The 17,015-nt window shown below is 70.3% G+C and carries 14 protein-coding genes; all 14 read left to right on the top strand.

The genetic code is table 11. The features are described 5' to 3' along the window. The first annotated feature begins 3 nt into the window (after nt 1-3). The 14 genes from RB608_RS24630 to mltG all read left to right on the top strand — a co-directional run bounded on the left by RB608_RS24630 (nt 4) and on the right by mltG (nt 17,013). Complete coding sequence (locus RB608_RS24630) at nt 4-729, top strand: MBL fold metallo-hydrolase (RefSeq protein WP_308090727.1); 726 nt, start codon at nt 4-6, stop codon at nt 727-729. 8 nt (nt 730-737) lie between these two features. After that, a complete protein-coding gene (gene hisS / locus RB608_RS24625) occupies nt 738-2,093 on the top strand; it encodes a histidine--tRNA ligase (RefSeq protein ID WP_308090781.1) in 1,356 nt (451 codons plus the stop codon). A gap of 14 nt (nt 2,094-2,107) precedes the next feature. Next, nucleotides 2,108-3,871: an aspartate--tRNA ligase gene (aspS, locus tag RB608_RS24620; RefSeq protein ID WP_308090726.1), complete on the top strand. Its 1,764-nt coding sequence runs from the start codon at nt 2,108-2,110 to the stop codon at nt 3,869-3,871. A gap of 150 nt (nt 3,872-4,021) precedes the next feature. Further along, a complete protein-coding gene (locus RB608_RS24615; RefSeq protein WP_308090725.1) occupies nt 4,022-5,047 on the top strand; it encodes an ABC transporter permease in 1,026 nt (341 codons plus the stop codon). 88 nt (nt 5,048-5,135) lie between these two features. Then, entirely contained in the window at nt 5,136-6,881 is a 1,746-nt protein-coding gene (locus RB608_RS24610; RefSeq protein WP_308090724.1) for an ABC transporter substrate-binding protein, read from the top strand. 94 nt (nt 6,882-6,975) lie between these two features. After that, complete coding sequence (locus tag RB608_RS24605; RefSeq protein WP_308090723.1) at nt 6,976-7,992, top strand: ABC transporter permease; 1,017 nt, start codon at nt 6,976-6,978, stop codon at nt 7,990-7,992. 14 nt (nt 7,993-8,006) lie between these two features. Continuing rightward, nucleotides 8,007-9,125 carry an ABC transporter ATP-binding protein gene (locus RB608_RS24600; protein WP_308090722.1) on the top strand — a complete coding sequence of 373 codons (1,119 nt, stop codon included), beginning with the start codon at nt 8,007-8,009 and terminating at the stop codon, nt 9,123-9,125. 35 nt (nt 9,126-9,160) lie between these two features. Next, on the top strand, nt 9,161-10,354 hold the full coding sequence (locus RB608_RS24595) for a dipeptide ABC transporter ATP-binding protein (protein ID WP_308090780.1): 1,194 nt from the start codon (nt 9,161-9,163) through the stop codon (nt 10,352-10,354). 116 nt (nt 10,355-10,470) lie between these two features. Next, a complete protein-coding gene (locus RB608_RS24590; RefSeq protein WP_308090721.1) occupies nt 10,471-11,841 on the top strand; it encodes a replication-associated recombination protein A in 1,371 nt (456 codons plus the stop codon). An 11-nt stretch (nt 11,842-11,852) separates the two neighbouring features. Beyond that, nucleotides 11,853-12,407, top strand: coding sequence for a hypothetical protein (locus tag RB608_RS24585; RefSeq protein WP_308090720.1), 555 nt, complete (start codon nt 11,853-11,855; stop codon nt 12,405-12,407). Next, nucleotides 12,404-12,673 carry a DUF6167 family protein gene (locus tag RB608_RS24580; protein WP_308090719.1) on the top strand — a complete coding sequence of 90 codons (270 nt, stop codon included), beginning with the start codon at nt 12,404-12,406 and terminating at the stop codon, nt 12,671-12,673. Before RB608_RS24585 ends, RB608_RS24580 begins: the two co-directional genes overlap by 4 nt. A gap of 11 nt (nt 12,674-12,684) precedes the next feature. Beyond that, on the top strand, nt 12,685-15,366 hold the full coding sequence (gene alaS, locus RB608_RS24575) for an alanine--tRNA ligase (protein ID WP_308090779.1): 2,682 nt from the start codon (nt 12,685-12,687) through the stop codon (nt 15,364-15,366). Continuing rightward, nucleotides 15,366-15,839 (top strand): Holliday junction resolvase RuvX, encoded by a 474-nt coding sequence (gene ruvX, locus RB608_RS24570; protein ID WP_308090718.1) that lies wholly within the window; start codon nt 15,366-15,368, stop codon nt 15,837-15,839. The genes alaS and ruvX overlap by 1 nt, the downstream gene beginning before the upstream one ends. Then, nucleotides 15,832-17,013 carry an endolytic transglycosylase MltG gene (gene mltG, locus RB608_RS24565; protein WP_308090717.1) on the top strand — a complete coding sequence of 394 codons (1,182 nt, stop codon included), beginning with the start codon at nt 15,832-15,834 and terminating at the stop codon, nt 17,011-17,013. The genes ruvX and mltG overlap by 8 nt, the downstream gene beginning before the upstream one ends. Nucleotides 17,014-17,015: the final 2 nt, after the last annotated feature.

Genomic DNA, 17,015 nt, shown 5'->3' with positions numbered 1-17,015 from the left:
CCGGTGCTGATCGCCGCTTTCCCCGCCGGACCATGGGGCACCAACTGCTACGTCGCGGCCACGGCACCGGGCGCCGAGTGCATCGTCATCGACCCCGGGAAGGACGCCGCGGAGGGTGTCGCCGAGGTCGTCCGCGAGCACCGGTTGAAGCCGGTGGCCGTCTTGTTGACCCATGGCCACATCGATCACATGTGGTCGGTGACCCCTGTCGCCGGCGCCTACGACGCGACCGCCTGGATCCATCCCGGCGACCGGCATCTGCTGGCCGATCCGATGGCGGGGATCTCGCGCGAGTCGGCCGGCATGCTGCTCGGCGGCGACTACGAGTTCACCGAGCCGGACGACGTCGCGGAGCTGACCGACGGTGCCACGCTCGAGCTGGCCGGCCTGAGCCTCGTCGTCGACCACACGCCGGGGCACACCGCGGGCTCGGTCACCTTCCGCACGCCGTGGGACGCTCCCGACGGTCCGCCGATCTCCGAGGTGATGTTCTCCGGCGACCTGCTCTTCCAGGGCTCGATCGGCCGCACCGACCTGCCCGGCGGCGACCACGCCGCGATGCTCCGCTCGCTCAGCGCCAAGGTGCTGCCCCTGGCCGACGACATCGTCGTGCTGCCCGGGCACGGCGAGCAGACGTCCATCGGGCGCGAGCGTGCCACCAACCCCTTCCTGCTCGACCTCATCGAGACCGGCGGCGAGACCGCCGGACGAGTCACCCGAGGACTGTGACGACCAGCATGGCCAAGCCCACTCCGCTCAGCGGATTCCCCGAGTTCCTGCCTGCCCAGCGCTTCGTCGAGCAGGAGGTGATCGCGACCCTCGCGCGCACCTTCGAGCTGCACGGGTTCGGCAACGTCGAGACCCGAGCCGTCGAGCCGCTCGACCAGTTGCTCCGCAAGGGCGACACCTCCAAGGAGGTCTACGTCCTGCGTCGTCTCCAGGAGGACGAGAGCGGGAAGGACAAGGGGATCGGCCTCCACTTCGACCTCACCGTCCCGTTCGCGCGCTACGTGCTCGAGAACGCCGGCAAGCTGGAGTTCCCCTTCCGCCGCTACCAGATCCAGAAGGTCTGGCGTGGCGAGCGGCCCCAGGAGGGTCGCTTCCGGGAGTTCGCCCAGGCCGACATCGACATCGTCGGGCGTGACGTCCTGCCCTTCCACCACGACGTCGAGATCGCCCGGGTCATGCTCGAGGCGCTGGGTCGCCTCGACTTCTTGCCCGGCTTCCGCCTCCAGGTCAACAACCGCAAGCTGATCCAGGGCTTCTACGCCGGCCTCGGGCTCGACGCCGACGGTATCGACGACGTCATGCGCCTGGTCGACAAGCTCGACAAGCTGGACCCGGCCAAGGTCCGCGAGCTGCTGCTCACCGATGCCGGCGTCACCGAGGACCAGGCCGACCAGGCGCTCGCGCTCGCGACCATCCGCGCGACCGACGACTCGTTCGTCGCCCGCGTCCGCGACCTGGGCGTGACCCACGACCTGCTCGACGAGGGACTCGACGAGCTCGCCTCGCTCGTCCGCGCCTGCGCTCCGCTCGTCACCGAGCGCACGCGCATCGAGGCGGACCTGTCGATCGCCCGCGGTCTCGACTACTACACCGGCACCGTCTTCGAGACCCGTCTCGACGGCTTCGAGTCGCTCGGCTCGATCTGCTCCGGCGGCCGGTACGACGCCCTGGCGTCCGACGGCCGCACGACGTACCCCGGCGTCGGCATCTCGCTCGGGTTGAGCCGGCTGCTCGTCCCGCTGGTGCAGCGGGGCGTGCTGACCGCGGACCGCTCGGTGCCGAGCGTCGTGGTCGTCGCGGTCACCGCGGAGGAGACCAGGTCCGAGGCCGACGCCGTCGCCACCGCGCTGCGCGCCCGGGGCATCCCGTGCGAGGTCGCGCCGAGTGCGGCCAAGTTCGGCAAGCAGATCCGGCACGCGGAGCGCCGCGGCATCCCCTACGTCTGGTTCCCGGACCAGGGGGAGGTCAAGGACATCCGCGACGGGAACCAGGTCGCGGCCGATCCCGCGACCTGGCAGCCTCCTACCCAGGACCTGCGACCGCAGGTCGTCACCACCACCATCTCCGAAGGGGAACCCTCGTGATCCGCACCCTCCCAATGAGGACGCACAGTGCCGGCGCCCTGCGCGCCGAGCACGTCGGCCAGGTCGTCACCCTCGCGGGGTGGGTGGCCAATCGGCGCGATCACGGTGGGGTGGCCTTCATCGACCTGCGCGAGGCCAGCGGCGTCGTCCAGGTCGTCATCCGCGACGAGGCCGTCGCCCACAGCCTCCGCTCGGAGTACTGCCTCAAGGTGACCGGCGAGGTGATCGCCCGCGGTGAGGGCCGCGAGAACCCGAACCTGCCCACCGGTGCGATCGAGGTCGTCGCCAGCGACGTCGAGGTGCTCAGCGCCGCCGCGCCGCTGCCGTTCCCGATCAGCGACCACGTCGACGTGGGCGAGGAGGTGCGCCTCAAGCACCGCTACCTCGACCTGCGCCGCAGCGGCCCGGCGCAGGCGATCCGGTTGCGCAGCGAGGTCAACAGAGCCGCGCGCGACGTCCTGTCGAGTCACGACTTCGTCGAGGTCGAGACCCCGACGCTGACCCGCAGCACGCCCGAGGGCGCCCGTGACTTCCTGGTGCCCGCGCGCCTCGCGCCGGGCAGCTGGTACGCCCTGCCGCAGAGCCCTCAGCTGTTCAAGCAGCTGCTCATGGTCGGTGGCCTGGAGCGCTACTACCAGATCGCGCGCTGCTACCGCGACGAGGACTTCCGCTCCGACCGGCAGCCGGAGTTCACCCAGCTCGACGTCGAGATGAGCTTCGTGACCCAGGACGACGTGATCGCCCTCGGCGAGGAGATCGTCGCCGCGCTGTGGAAGCTCGTCGGCGTCGAGGTCGAGCTGCCGCTGCAGCGGATGACCTACGCCGACGCGATGGCCCGGTACGGCTCCGACAAGCCGGACCTGCGAATGGGTCTCGAGCTCGTCGAGTGCACCGACTACTTCAAGGAGACGCCGTTCCGCGTCTTCCAGGCGCCGTACGTCGGCGCGGTGGTCATGCCCGGGGGCGCGAGTCAGCCCCGCAAGCAGCTCGACGCGTGGCAGGAGTGGGCCAAGCAGCGTGGCGCCAAGGGCCTCGCCTACGTCCTGGTCCAGGAGGACGGCGAGCTCGGCGGCCCGGTCGCCAAGAACATCACCGACGAGGAGAAGGCCGGTCTGGCCGCCCACGTCGGGGCGCAGCCGGGTGACTGCATCTTCTTCGCCGCCGGCGCGGTGAAGTCGAGCCGCGCGCTGCTGGGCGCCGCTCGCCTGGAGATCGGCCGCCGAGCGGGTCTGCTCGACGAGGACGCGTGGAGCTTCCTGTGGGTCGTCGACGCGCCCCTCTTCGAGCCGGCCGATGAGGCGACGGCGGCCGGCGACGTCGCGGTCGGCGGGGGAGCGTGGACCGCCGTCCACCACGCCTTCACCAGCCCGCAGGACCTCGAGTCCTTCGACAGCGAGCCGGCCACCGCGCTGGCGTGGGCCTACGACATCGTCTGCAACGGCAACGAGATCGGCGGCGGCTCCATCCGTATCCACCGCGAGGACATCCAGAAGCGGGTGTTCGAGGTGATGGGCATCGACGCGGCGGAGGCCGAGGAGAAGTTCGGCTTCCTACTGGAGGCCTTCAAGTACGGCGCCCCGCCGCACGGCGGGATCGCGTTCGGTTGGGACCGCGTCGTCGCGCTGCTGGCCGGCACCGAGTCGATCCGTGACGTCATCGCCTTCCCCAAGACCGGCGGCGGCTTCGACCCGCTGACGGCGGCGCCGGCGCCGATCACGCCGGAGCAGCGGAAGGAAGCCGGTGTGGACGCCCGTCCGGCGGAGGAAACCAAGGTCTGAGGCCTGCTTGCCGGACGGTTTGCCGGGCGTCGAGACCAAACCGTTACCGCCTCGCTATCGCCTTGACGCACCAAGTACGCCTAGTGTCACGGACGGCGCGTGGCCCCCAGGGTCCGCGTCGCATCCGTGACGCACGGCGACGAGGTGAAGATGACGATCCCGGGCTCCGAACTGGAGATCCACGAGGCTGCGGTTCCGATCGAGGACGACGCCGTCGTCAAGGTCGCGGGGCGGTCTCCGACGCAGCTGGCCATCGCCAGGTTCCGGGCGGACAAGCTGTCGATGATCTCGTTCGTCCTGTCGGTGCTGATCGTGCTCTGCGCGATCGCGGCACCGATCCTGGTCGCGATGGGAGTCCTCAACCCCAACGAGCCCCACCAGAACCTCCTGTCCGACGACGGCGTCCTCCCGAAGGGCGCCTTCGGCGGCGTCAGCTGGGACCACCCGCTCGGCGTCGACCCGAGCCTGGGCCGCGACCTGCTCTCGCGGCTGATGCTGGCGATCTCCTCCTCGCTGGCCATCGCGCTGACCGGGACGGTGATCACGGTCATCATCGGCTCGATCCTCGGCATCGTGGCCGGCTTCTCAGGCGGCTTCATCGACGCGACCATCGGCCGGATCATCGACCTGACGCTCTCGTTCCCCCAGACCATGATGTTGCTGGCGATGGCGGCACCGACCGTGCTGCTGCTGCGCAACGAGGTGTCCGACGCCCCGGGCCTCGGCTTCCTCGGGAAGGCCGATCTGGCCAACGGCGTGTTCGTGATCGGCATCCTGGCGGTGTTCGGCTGGCCCCCGGTGGCCCGCGTCGTGCGCGGCCAGGTGCTGTCGATCCGTGAGCGGGAGTTCATCGAGGCCGCGCGGCTCTTCGGCGCGTCGCGCCGCCGGCTCTACTTCCGCGAGGTGCTGCCCAACGTCTGGGCGCCGGTGCTCGTCTACCTCACGCTCCTCGTCCCCGCCTACATCTCCGCGGAGGCGGCGTTCAACTTCCTCGGCGTCGGCATCAAGCCACCGACCCCGACGCTCGGCAACATCCTCGCCCACTCGAAGGACTACACCAGCGGCGACCCGACGTACTTCTTCCTCCCGGGCTTCCTGCTGGCTCTCATCGTCGTGGTGTTCAACCTCGTCGGCGACGGCGCCCGCGACGCGCTCGACCCCAAGTCGCACCGATAACAGGACCCAGTGCTCCGCCGACATTCGGGACGCGGAGCCCTGAGGCGCCGGCCCCGCCGGCGTCACTCACCGAAAAGGAGATAGTTGAATGGCCTTCACCAAGAAGCCATTGGCTGCGCTCGCGGCCACGGCGCTCGCGGCCACGCTGGCCGCGTGTGGCGGTGGCAGCGGCGACGACGACAACGGCGGCGGCAGCAGCAGCGGCAAGGCGGAGAAGGGTGGCGACGCCATCTTCTTCGTCGGTCCACGTACCGTCGAGCACTGGGACCCCCAGCGCATGTACATCGGTCGTGACCTGAACAACTCGGGTCGCCTGTTCTACCGGAGCCTGGTGGCGCTGCCCGCGTCCAACGACCCGGTGGAGGGCACGACCCCGGTTCCCGACCTCGCGACCGACACGGGCACGACCGAGGACGCCGGCAAGACGTGGTCCTTCACGGTCCGCGACGACGTCAAGTGGGAGGACGGCCAGCCGATCACGTGTGAGGACTTCAAGTACGGCGCGTCGCGCAACTTCGCGACCGACGTGATCATCGGCGGCCCGGCCAACTACCTGTTCACCTACCTCGACATCCCCACCGGGGACGACGACCTGCCGGCCTACAAGGGTCCGTACTCGAAGAAGGGCCAGGAGCTCTACGACCAGGCCGTCACCTGCGAGGGCCAGACGATCACGTACCGGTTCAAGAAGGCGTGGCCGGACTTCCCGCTGTCGATCGCGCAGCTGCGCTACCTCGACCCGTACCGGGCCGACCTCGACAAGGGTGACGCCAACAACTTCGAGATCATCTCCAACGGTCCCTACAAGCTCGACGGTGACTGGAAGGAGGGCACCGGTGGCAAGTTCGTCCGCAACGAGAACTGGGACGAGTCCACCGACCCGATCCGCAAGGCCTTCCCCGACACCTGGGACTTCCGCGAGGGTGACACCGACGAGGCGATCTACGAGCAGCTGCTCGCCGACTCCGGTGACGCGCAGTACGCCGTGACCGAGCGTCGTCTCCCGCCGGCTCTGTTCAGCCGGAAGGACGAGGCCGGGGACCGCTACACCCAGGTCGAGTCGCCGTACGTCGACTACGTGCTGCCGAACTTCAACTCCCCGGTCTTCAAGGACGCCAACTGCCGCGAGGCGCTCAAGCTGGCGACCGACCGTGCGGGCTGGATCAAGGCCGGCGGTGGCGACAACTACTTCAAGGCCACCGACTCGGTGATCAACCCCAGCGTCCCCGGCTACGAGCCGAACCCGGCCTTCGCGGACATCCCTGCCGCGGGTGACCCGGACGGCGCCGCGGCCGCGCTCGAGAAGTGCTCCGCCCCCAAGCCGGTGAAGATCAAGTTCACCTACTCGGGCGGCACGCCGACCTCCGACAACCAGGCCTCCGCCCTCAAGGCCGCCTGGGACAAGGCCGGCTTCGAGACCGAGCTCGACCCGCTGGAGGACACCTACTACGCCGTCATCCAGAAGCCGGACGCCGACTTCGACGTCACCTGGGGTGGCTGGGGCGCTGACTGGGCCTCCGCCGGAACCGTCATCCCGCCGCTGTTCGACAGCCGGATCAACATCACCCCGGACTCCAACGGCAACGACTACGGCAACTACAAGGGTGGCCCCGAGGTCAACCAGCTGATCGACGACGCCTACGCCGAGCCCGACCTCGACGCGGCGGCGGACAAGTGGGCCGCGGTCGACGCCAAGCTGGGTGAGGACATCGCCTACATCCCGCTGGAGATCACGATCTTCAACTTCGTCCACGGAGGGAAGGTCACCGGCTACGCCAACAACGTGTCGGTCAACGGCTACGCCGACCTCGCCGTGCTCGGCGTGGAGAAGTGACGCTCCGATAACCAGATGACGGTCGGGGGCCGCCCGCACGGCGGCCCCCGATCGTCGGTGCCCACCGGCCACCAACGCTTCGAGAAGGTCCTCTGTGCTCGCGTACGTCATCCGCCGTGTGTTCGCCGGCGTGATCATGCTCATCGTGATGAGCATCGTCACCTTCGCTCTCTTCTTCCTGACGCCGATCGATCAGGAGTCCTTCATCTGCGGCAAGAACTGCTCGGCCGCACAGAAGAAGGAGACCGCGGCGGCGATGGGCTACGACGACAGCTTCATCAACCAGTGGAGCGACTTCGCCAAGGGCGTGGTCGTCGGTCGCGACTTCCCGGATGACCCCAAGCTGCGCGAGACCGCTCCTCAGACGATCGTCCGCTGTGACGCGCCCTGCCTGGGCTACTCCCGGGAGCGTGGCGACACGGTCACCAACCTGATCAAGGACACCTTCCCGGTGTCGTTCTCGCTGGCCGTCGCGGCCTTCATCCTCTGGATGGCCGGCGGCATCCTCTTCGGCGTCCTGGCGGCGCTCAAGAAGGGTACGTTCATCGACCGCGGCGTGGTCGGCCTCTCGCTGATCGGCTTCGCGTTCCCGACCTTCTTCGTCGGACTCCTGCTCTACAAGTTCGTCGCGATCCAATGGGGACTGACCGAGATCCCGCGCTACACGTCGATAGCGGAGGGCGGCATCGGTGGCTGGCTGTCGGGACTGACCCTGCCCGCGATCACGTTGTGCCTGTTCTTCATGGCCGCCTACGTGCGGATGACGCGGTCCTACGTGATCGAGTCCTTCCAGGAGGACTACGTCCGCACGGCCCGCGCCAAGGGCCTGCCCGAGCGCACGGTCACCTTCAAGCACGCGCTGCGCGCCGCGCTGACGCCGATCGTGACCATGGCGGGCCTCGACTTCGCGGGCCTGATGGGCGGCGCGATCATCACCGAGTCGGTCTTCAACTACCCCGGCATGGGCAAGCTGGCCGTGCTCGCCAGCTCCGACTTCGACCTGCCCACCACGGTCGGCCTGGTCATCTTGCTGGCCGCCTTCGTGATCATGGCCAATATCGTCGTGGACCTGTTGTACGCCGTCATCGACCCGCGCGTGCGCCTGGGCTGAGAGGAACCTCGGAAATGTCCACCACCTCCCTGTCCACCGCGGGCACCGCCGCGTCCTCGTCCGGGCCGCTGCTGTCGGTGCGCGAGCTCCAGGTCCACTTCCCGACGCAGGACGGAGTGGTCAAGGCCGTCAACGGTCTGACCTTCGACCTCGAGGCCGGCAAGACGCTCGGCATCGTCGGCGAGTCCGGCTCCGGCAAGTCGGTCTCGAGCATGGCGATCATGGGCCTGCACCGCGGCACCAACGCCAAGGTCTCCGGCGAGATCGAGCTCGCCGGGGTCAACCTGCTCGACATCTCCGCCGACGAGATGCGGCGCAAGCGCGGCCGTGACGTGTCGATGATCTTCCAGGACCCGCTCTCGGCGATGCACCCCTACTACACCGTCGGCAACCAGATCGCCGAGGCGTACCGGGTGCACCACAGCGTCTCCCGCAAGATCGCGAAGCAGCGCGCCGTGGAGATGCTCGACCGGGTCGGGATCCCGACCCCGGACAAGCGGGTCAACGACTACCCGCACCAGTTCTCCGGCGGCATGCGCCAGCGCGCGATGATCGCGATGGGTCTGATCAACGACCCCGGCCTGCTCATCGCCGACGAGCCGACCACGGCTCTCGACGTGACCGTCCAGGCGCAGATCCTCGACCTGCTCCAGGACCTGCAGCGCGAGTTCAACTCGGCGGTCATCATCATCACCCACGATCTCGGCGTGGTGGCGGAGATGGCCGACGACGTGCTGGTGATGTACGCCGGCCGGGCGGTCGAGCACGGTCCGTGCAAGGAGATCCTCACGCACCCGGAGATGCCCTACACCTGGGGTCTGCTCTCCAGCGTCCCCGATCTCTCCGGCGACACGGGCGCCCGGCTGGTGCCGATCCCGGGCAACCCGCCCAGCCTGCTGAACCCGCCGTCGGGCTGCGCGTTCCACCCGCGCTGCGCCCACCGCGACAAGGTGCCCGGCGACCTGTGCCGGACCGAGCTGCCGTTGCTCGTGCCGGGCCAGCGCGGTGCCCACCACACCAAGCGGTGCCATCTGCCGAACCCCGACGCGATCTACGCGACCGAGGTGCTGCCGGAGATCGCGCCGGACCTCGTCGGCGGCGCCGGCGAGGACGGGGCCGAGGAGCTGCGATGACCAACGAGACGATCAACCAGGGGGAGCCGGACGACATGGCGATCGCGCCGAGGATCGAGGGACGCAGCGCCGCTGTCGCTCCCGCCGACGCGAAGCCGATCCTCGAGGTGGACGGCCTGCGCATGTACTTCCCGGTCAGGTCGCCTGGCCTGATCCGCCGCACCGTGGGTCACGTCCAGGCGGTCGACGGCGTCTCCTTCCAGGTCGCGGAGGCGACCTCGCTCGGCCTGGTGGGTGAGTCGGGCTGTGGCAAGTCGACCACCGGCCGGCTGATCACGCGGCTCTACGAGCCGACCGCCGGTGCCATCCGGTTCGAGGGGCAGGACATCACGCACGCGAAGGCGGGCGAGCTCAAGCCGCTGCGGCGTGAGATCCAGATGATCTTCCAGGACCCCTACACCTCGCTGAACCCGCGGCAGACGGTCGGCTCGATCGTCGGGGCGCCGCTGGCGATCCACAAGGTGCTGCCGAAGGACAAGATCCTCCCGCGGGTCCAGGAGCTGCTCGAGGTCGTCGGCCTCAACCCGGAGCACTACAACCGCTACCCGCACGAGTTCTCCGGTGGCCAGCGCCAGCGCATCGGCATCGCCCGCGCGCTGACGCTGCAGCCCAAGCTGCTCGTCGCCGACGAGCCGGTCTCCGCGCTCGACGTGTCCATCCAGGCCCAGGTCGTCAACCTGCTCCAGGACATCCAGACCGAGTTCGGTGTCGCCTTCCTCTTCATCGCCCACGACCTCGCGATCGTGCGGCACTTCTGCCCCGAGATCGCGGTGATGTACCTCGGCAAGATCGTCGAGATCGGCGACCGTGAGTCGATCTACACGAACGCGCACCACCCCTACACGCAGGCGCTGCTCTCCGCGGTGCCCGACGTGAAGCAGGCGGCCACCGGCGGACGGATGGAGCGGATCCGGCTGCAGGGCGACGTACCCAGCCCGATCAACCCGCCGTCGGGCTGCCGGTTCCGCACCCGCTGCCCGATCGCGCAGGAGATCTGCGCCCGGCACGAGCCGCCGCTGCTCCAGATCGGCCGCAAGCACAAGGTCGCGTGCCACTTCCCGGGTCGCCTCGGCGAGGCGCCGCGGGAGCCGCTGACCGCGGGCCTGCTCGGGGTCGACTCGGAGGGGCGCCCCGACCCCGGCGCCAGCCCGAGCACCGACCTCGTCGAGCAGCCCGGGTACGCCGACACCTGGTTCGACCTCGACAACAAGTCCATCGGGCGCGCGTGAGGGGTTGTCCGCGCCGCCGCGCGGCAGCGTGGCGGGAGGCGACCTCCGGCAGCTTGCTGCCTTTCGCGTCGGCGGAGAAACGCTCGCGCCATCGGCACTGACTAGGCTGCCACATCGTGGATGACGAGCCGCAGCTGTTCGACACCCCCGGGTCCCGCGCGCCGACCTCGGGCGGCTCCCTGACCGACGCGTCCCACGCCTCGGCTCCGCTCGCGGTGCGGATGCGTCCGCGCACCCTGGAAGAGCTGGTCGGGCAGGAGCAGCTGCGCGCGCCCGGCTCGCCGCTGCGACAGCTCGTCGAGGGCGACCAGTCGCTCTCCCTGCTGCTGTGGGGGCCGCCCGGCACCGGCAAGACGACGATCGCCTCGATCATCAGCCAGCAGACCGGCCGCCGGTTCGTGGAGGTCTCGGCCGTCTCCGCGGGCGTCAAGGAGGTCCGCGCGGCGATCGACACCGCCCGGCGCCAGCTCGTCGCGACGGGGGAGGAGACGGTGCTCTTCGTCGACGAGGTGCACCGGTTCAGCAAGGCCCAGCAGGACGCCCTGCTGCCGGGCGTCGAGAACCGCTGGGTCACCCTGGTGGCCGCCACGACGGAGAACCCGTCCTTCAGCGTGATCTCGCCGCTGCTCTCGCGCAGCCTGCTGCTGCGGCTGGAGTCGCTGACCGACGCCGACATCGCCGCCGTGCTCGAGCTCGCCGTCACCGACGAGCGGGGGCTCGACGGTGAGCTGGTGCTCGAGGAGGAGGCCCGCGACCACATCGTGCGGCTCGCCGGCGGCGACGCCCGCCGCTCACTGACGTACCTGGAGGCGGCCGCGGGCGCGGCACGCTCGAAGGGCAGCACCACGATCGACGTCGAGACCGCCGAGACCGCGGCCGACCAGGCGGCCGTGCGCTACGACCGCGACGGCGACCAGCACTACGACGTCGTCAGCGCGTTCATCAAGTCGGTCCGCGGCTCCGACGCGGACGCCGCGCTGCACTACCTGGCCCGGATGATCGTGGCGGGCGAGGACCCGCGCTTCATCGCCCGGCGGCTGATGATCCTCGCCAGCGAGGACATCGGGCTGGCCGACCCGACGGCCCTGACCACCGCGGTGGCGGCCGCGCAGACGGTGCAGCTGATCGGGATGCCGGAGGCCCAGCTCACCCTGGCCCATGCCACCATCGCGCTGGCCGTGGCGCCGAAGTCCAACGCCGTGACGACAGCGATCTTCGAGGCGATCGGCGACGTCCGGGCCGGCAAGATCGGTCAGGTGCCGCCCCATCTGCGCGACGCCCACTACTCCGGGGCGAAGGACCTCGGGCACGGCAAGGGCTATCTCTACAGTCACGACGCGCCCTTCGGCGTCGCCGAGCAGCAGTACGCACCCGACGTCGTCCTCGACGCCGCCTACTACCGCCCGACCGAGCTGGGTGCCGAGGCCGCCGTCAGGCAGCGCTGGGAGCGGGTACGCCGGATCATCCGCGGGCGTACGAGCAAGTAGGCTTGCTCGTCGTGACCAACGAGCTCGTCCTCCCGGCCTGGCTGGCCGTGCTGATCGCGGTCGCCGTCCTGGCGTTCGCGGTCGCCGCGTTCCGGCTCGCCCGGTCGGTGCGCCAGGCTCGCGGTCACACCGAGGCCCTGCTCACGGCCGCGGCCCAGGATGCCGAGGCGCTGCGCGAGCAGCTGGCCGGCATCGAGGCGGAGCTGCAGGAGAAGCAGGACGTCGCGGTCCGCAAGGACCGGACGCCGGTCGCCACGGTCGACGACCGCGAGTACGTCATCACCGACCTGGGCCAGGAGCACGGGCCGCGCGTCCCGGCGCGCGTCGTACCCGCCCCCATGTTCGCCGACATCCTGCTCCGCGAGAGCGTCATCAAGACGGCCGCGCTGGCTGCGGGGCTGCGTCGTGCCCTCTCGCCCGAGGTCCGCAACCGGATCCGGTTCGAGATGAAGCGCGAGGTCAAGCGCTCCCGCAAGGAGCGCAAGCTGATGCTGCGGGCCGCCCGCCGTGACCTGGAGTCGCGCCAGCGGGAGCCGCTCCGGGCGGACGCGGAGGCCTCGTCGTGAAGGCGGGTGTCTGGTTCGCCGCCGGCGCGGCCGCGGGCGTGTACGGCATGGTCCGGGCCCGGCGCCTCGCGGAGGCGCTCACGCCCGACGGCATGCGCGACCGGGTCGGTGCGGCCTTCCTCGGTGCCCGGCTGTTCGGCGAGGAGGTCGCGCGGGGACAGGCCGAGGCCGAGATCCACCTGCGGCAGCGCTTCGACGGTGCCGACGCCGGACCACCCCAGCTGACCAACCCCACCACCACATCCAGCAGAGAAGGCACCCGTTGAACGAGCGGCACCTGAGCAGCGCGGAGATCCGCAACCGGTTCCTCGCCCACTTCGAGGCACGCGGCCACACCGTCGTACCGTCGGCGTCGCTGCTGCTCGACGACCCCAACCTGCTCTTCGTCAACGCCGGCATGGTGCCCTTCAAGCCCTACTTCCTGGGCCAGGAGACGCCTCCCTTCCGGCGGGCCACCAGCGTGCAGAAGTGTGTGCGCACCCTCGACATCGAGGAGGTCGGCAAGACGACCCGCCACGGCACGTTCTTCCAGATGAACGGCAACTTCTCCTTCGGCGACTACTTCAAGGAGGGTGCTGTCCAGTTCGCCTGGGAGCTGATCACCAACTCCCAGGCCGACGGCGGCTTCGGCTTCGACCCGGACAAGATCTGGGTCACCGTGCTGCCGGACGACGACGAGGCACGCGACGCCTGGAAGCGGATCGCGGGGCTGCCCGAGGAGCGGATCCAGCCGCGCGGGCTCAAGGACAACTACTGGAACATGGGCGTCCCCGGTCCCGGCGGTCCCTGCAGCGAGATCTACATCGACCGCGGCGCCGAGTTCGGTCCTGACGGTGGTCCCGAGGCCGACGAGGACCGCTTCCTGGAGATCTGGAACCTGGTCTTCATGCAGGAGGAGCTCAGCGCCGTCCGCGCCAAGGACGACTTCGACATCGCCGGGCCGCTGCCGAGCAAGAACATCGACACCGGCATGGGTCTCGAGCGCGTCGCGTACCTGCTCCAGGACAAGCACAACATGTACGAGATCGACACGATCTTCCCGGTCATCGAGAAGGCGATGGAGCTCTCCGGCAAGAAGTACGGCGCTCCGGGGGCCGAGGCCCACGTCGACGACGTGCGCTTCCGCGTGGTCGCCGACCACGTCCGCAGCTCGCTCATGCTCATCGGCGACGGCGTCACTCCCGGCAACGAGGGCCGCGGCTACGTCCTGCGCCGGCTGCTGCGCCGCGCGGTGCGCAACATGCGCCTGCTCGGCTACCAGGACCCGTCGCTGCCCGAGCTGCTGCCGGTCTCGCGCGACAAGATGGGGGAGAGCTACCCCGAGCTGGTCTCCGGCTGGGACCGGATCGCGCAGGTCGCGTACGCCGAGGAGGAGGCGTTCCGCAAGACGCTCCAGGCCGGCACCCAGATCTTCGACCTGGCCGCCGGCGAGGTGAGGCAGTCCGGTGCGACCACGATCCCCGGTGACCGGGCGTTCGCGCTGCACGACACCTACGGCTTCCCGATCGACCTCACCCTCGAGATGGCCGCCGAGGCGGACCTGGACGTCGACGAGCAGGGCTTCCGGCAGCTGATGGCCGAGCAGCGCGAGCGGGCCAAGGCCGACGCCCGCGCGAAGAAGGGCCAGCACGCCGACACCGGCGTCTACCGAGGCATCCTCGACGCCCACGGCCCGACCGAGTGGCTGGCCTACGAGACCCTGGAGACCGAGTCGCGGCCGCTGGCGCTGCTGCGCGAGGGTGCCGCCGTCCCCGTCCTCGCCGGCGGTGAGATCGGGGAGCTGGTCCTCGACCGCACCCCGTTCTACGCCGAGTCGGGCGGCCAGGTCGCCGACGCCGGCGTGATCGAGTTCGAGGGTGGCGCCGTCGAGGTGCTCGACGTCCAGCGTCCGGTCCGTGGTCTCGTGGTCCACCAGGTCCGCGTCGTCGACGGCGAGCTGCCCGCCGACGCGAGGCTGCTGCACGCGAAGGTCGACCCCCAGTGGCGCATCGGCGCCCGCCAGGCACACTCGGGCACCCACATCGTGCACGCCGCGCTGCGCGAGGTGCTCGGACCCACCGCCCTGCAGTCCGGCTCCTACAACCGGCCGGGCTACCTGCGCCTCGACTTCGGCTGGCTGAACGCGCTCTCGCCGGACCAGGTCCGCGAGATCGAGCAGGTCTCCAACAACGCGCTGCGCGCTGACCTGCCCGTCGGCTGGCAGTACATGACCCTCGGCGAGGCCAAGGACTGGGGCGCGATCGCCCTCTTCGGCGAGACGTACGACGACCAGAAGGTCCGTGTGGTCGAGATCGGCGGTCCCTGGTCGCGTGAGCTGTGCGGTGGCACGCACGTCGACCACTCCAGCCAGGTCGGCACGGTCGTGGTCACCAGCGAGGCCTCGGTGGGCTCGGGCAACCGCCGGATCGAGGCGCTGACCGGCGTCGAGGGTTTCGCGTACCTCGCCCGCGAGCGCGACGTGGTCGGCCAGCTCTCCACGCTGCTCAAGACCCAGCCCGACGACCTCGTCGGCCGGGTCGGGGACCTCCTGGACCGCCTCAAGCAGTCCGAGAAGGAGATGGAGAAGATCCGTCTCGCCCAGCTGCTGTCCGGCGGCGCGGCGCTCGCCGAGGGCGCGACCGACGTCAACGGCGTCCGGCTCGTCGCGCAGCGGCTCGACGGCGCATCCGGGGGCGACGTCCGCACCCTCGCGACCGACGTCCGGGCCCGCCTCGCCGGCGGCGCACCGGCGGCCGTGGTCCTCGTCGGTGCGGCGGACGGCAAGGCGGCGATCGTGGCGGCTCTCAACGAGGCGGCGCAGGCCCGCGGCCTCGCGGCCGGCGACCTGGTCCGTGCGGCGGCGCCCTTCCTCGACGGCAAGGGCGGCGGCAAGGCCGACCTGGCGCAGGGCGGTGGCACCGACGTGACCCGGATCGACGAGGCGCTGGCTGCCGTGACAGCCGCGGTCGCACAAGCCTGATGCGCCGCGGCGTCCGGCTCGGCGTCGATCCCGGCGACGCCCGGATCGGCGTGGCCCGCAGCGATCCGTCCGGGATCCTCGCCACGCCCGTCGAGACGGTCCGGCGCGGCAAGGGGGACCTGCGCCGGATCCATCAGATCCTCAAGGCGGAGGAGGCCGTCGAGGTGGTCGTCGGGCTGCCCCGGTCGCTCTCCGGCGGCGAGGGGCCGGCGGCCGTGAAGACCCGCGAGTTCGCCGCCCGGCTGGCACGCCGGGTCGCACCGGTCCCCGTGCGCCTCGTCGACGAACGGCTCACCACGGTGACCGCGGAGGCTATGCTGCGCGACCAGCGCAAGGGCGCGAAGCGACGCGCTGTGGTCGACCAGGTCGCGGCCGTCGTCATCCTGCAGCAGGCGCTGGATGCCGAACGTGCCACCGACACCCCTCCGGGCGAGCTGGTGACGCCCCCCACGGACGAGGAGACGCATGACTGAGCAGCCGCCGATGGAGCCCGTCGAGCCCGGTGAGGACCTCGGCCTGCTCCCCGGTACGCCGGCGGGCGGTCGCCGGCGCGCGGCGAAGCAGCGTCGAAGCAGCTGTCTGCCGATACTGCTGGTGGTGGTGCTCTTCTGCGCCCTCGTCGCGTGGTTCGCCCGTGGCGCGATCTCCGACGTCAAGGACATGTTCGCCGGGCCCGAGGACTTCTCCGGACCCGGCAGCGGCGAGGTCACCTTCGTCATCGACCCCGGCCAGACCGTGGGGTCAATGGGAGCCGAGCTCGAGGACCTCGGCGTCGTCGCGTCCGGCGAGGCGTTCGTCGACGCCGCGGCCAAGGACGACCGGTCCACGAAGATCCAGGCCGGCACCTACCTGCTCAAGAACGAGATGAAGGCCGCCGACGTCGTGGCCATCCTCGTCGACCCGGCGAACGTGTCGACCGAGACGGTGACGGTCCCCGAGGGGCTGCGCGTCGTCGACATCGTCGACCTGCTGGCCAAGAAGACCGACTTCGGCAAGAAGGAGCTCAACGCCGCGCTGCGGAGCCCCGACCTCGGACTCCCCGAGTACGCCGACGGCAACCCCGAGGGCTACCTGTTCCCCGCGACCTACACGATCAGCCCCGACGACACCGCTGCCGGCTTCCTGAAGACGATGGTCGACCGGTGGAAGCGGGCGGCGGACGACGCGGGTCTCGACGCGGCGGCCCAGCGCCTCGGCTACACGCCGCACGAGCTGATGACGATCGCCTCGCTGGTGCAGGTGGAGGGCAAGACCGCCGACGACATGGCGAAGATCGCGCGGGTGATCCTCAACCGGGTCGAGAACCCGGGGACGGCGGGACAGATCGGTCGTCTGCAGATCGACGCGTCCGTCGACTACGCGCTCGGGCGCAAGCTCACCGTCGGCCTGACCCAGGCCGAGCGCGAGAACACCGATTCGCCGTACAACACCTTCCGGGTGGCCGGTCTGCCGCCGGGGCCGATCAGCGCCCCCGGCGACGACGCCATCACGGCGGCGATGAACCCGCCCGCGGGTGACTGGTACTACTACGTCACGGTCAACCTGCGCACCGGCGAGACGAAGTTCGCGACGAGCTACAACGAGTTCCTCAGCTACACCAGCGAGCTGCGCGACTACTGCGCGAACGAGTCCGAGGGCGCCTGCTGATG

The sequence above is a fragment of the Nocardioides sp. LHD-245 genome (genome assembly GCF_030929495.1).
In the GTDB taxonomy this organism is placed as follows: Bacteria; Actinomycetota; Actinomycetes; order Propionibacteriales; family Nocardioidaceae; genus Nocardioides.
The sequence above is the reverse complement of the archived record's forward strand: the minus strand, read 5'-3'. Positions and strand labels throughout refer to the sequence as shown.

Bases quoted from the DNA above. Each gene is read 5' to 3' on its own strand.
- hisS (WP_308090781.1), top strand. From the start codon at position 738: ATGGCCAAGCCCACTCCGCTCAGCGGATTCCCCGAGTTCCTGCCTGCC.
- aspS (WP_308090726.1), top strand. From the start codon at position 2,108: ATGAGGACGCACAGTGCCGGCGCCCTGCGCGCCGAGCACGTCGGCCAG.
- RB608_RS24615 (WP_308090725.1), top strand. From the start codon at position 4,022: ATGACGATCCCGGGCTCCGAACTGGAGATCCACGAGGCTGCGGTTCCG.
- RB608_RS24610 (WP_308090724.1), top strand. From the start codon at position 5,136: ATGGCCTTCACCAAGAAGCCATTGGCTGCGCTCGCGGCCACGGCGCTC.
- RB608_RS24600 (WP_308090722.1), top strand. From the start codon at position 8,007: ATGTCCACCACCTCCCTGTCCACCGCGGGCACCGCCGCGTCCTCGTCC.
- RB608_RS24595 (WP_308090780.1), top strand. From the start codon at position 9,161: ATGGCGATCGCGCCGAGGATCGAGGGACGCAGCGCCGCTGTCGCTCCC.
- ruvX (WP_308090718.1), top strand. From the start codon at position 15,366: ATGCGCCGCGGCGTCCGGCTCGGCGTCGATCCCGGCGACGCCCGGATC.
- mltG (WP_308090717.1), top strand. From the start codon at position 15,832: ATGACTGAGCAGCCGCCGATGGAGCCCGTCGAGCCCGGTGAGGACCTC.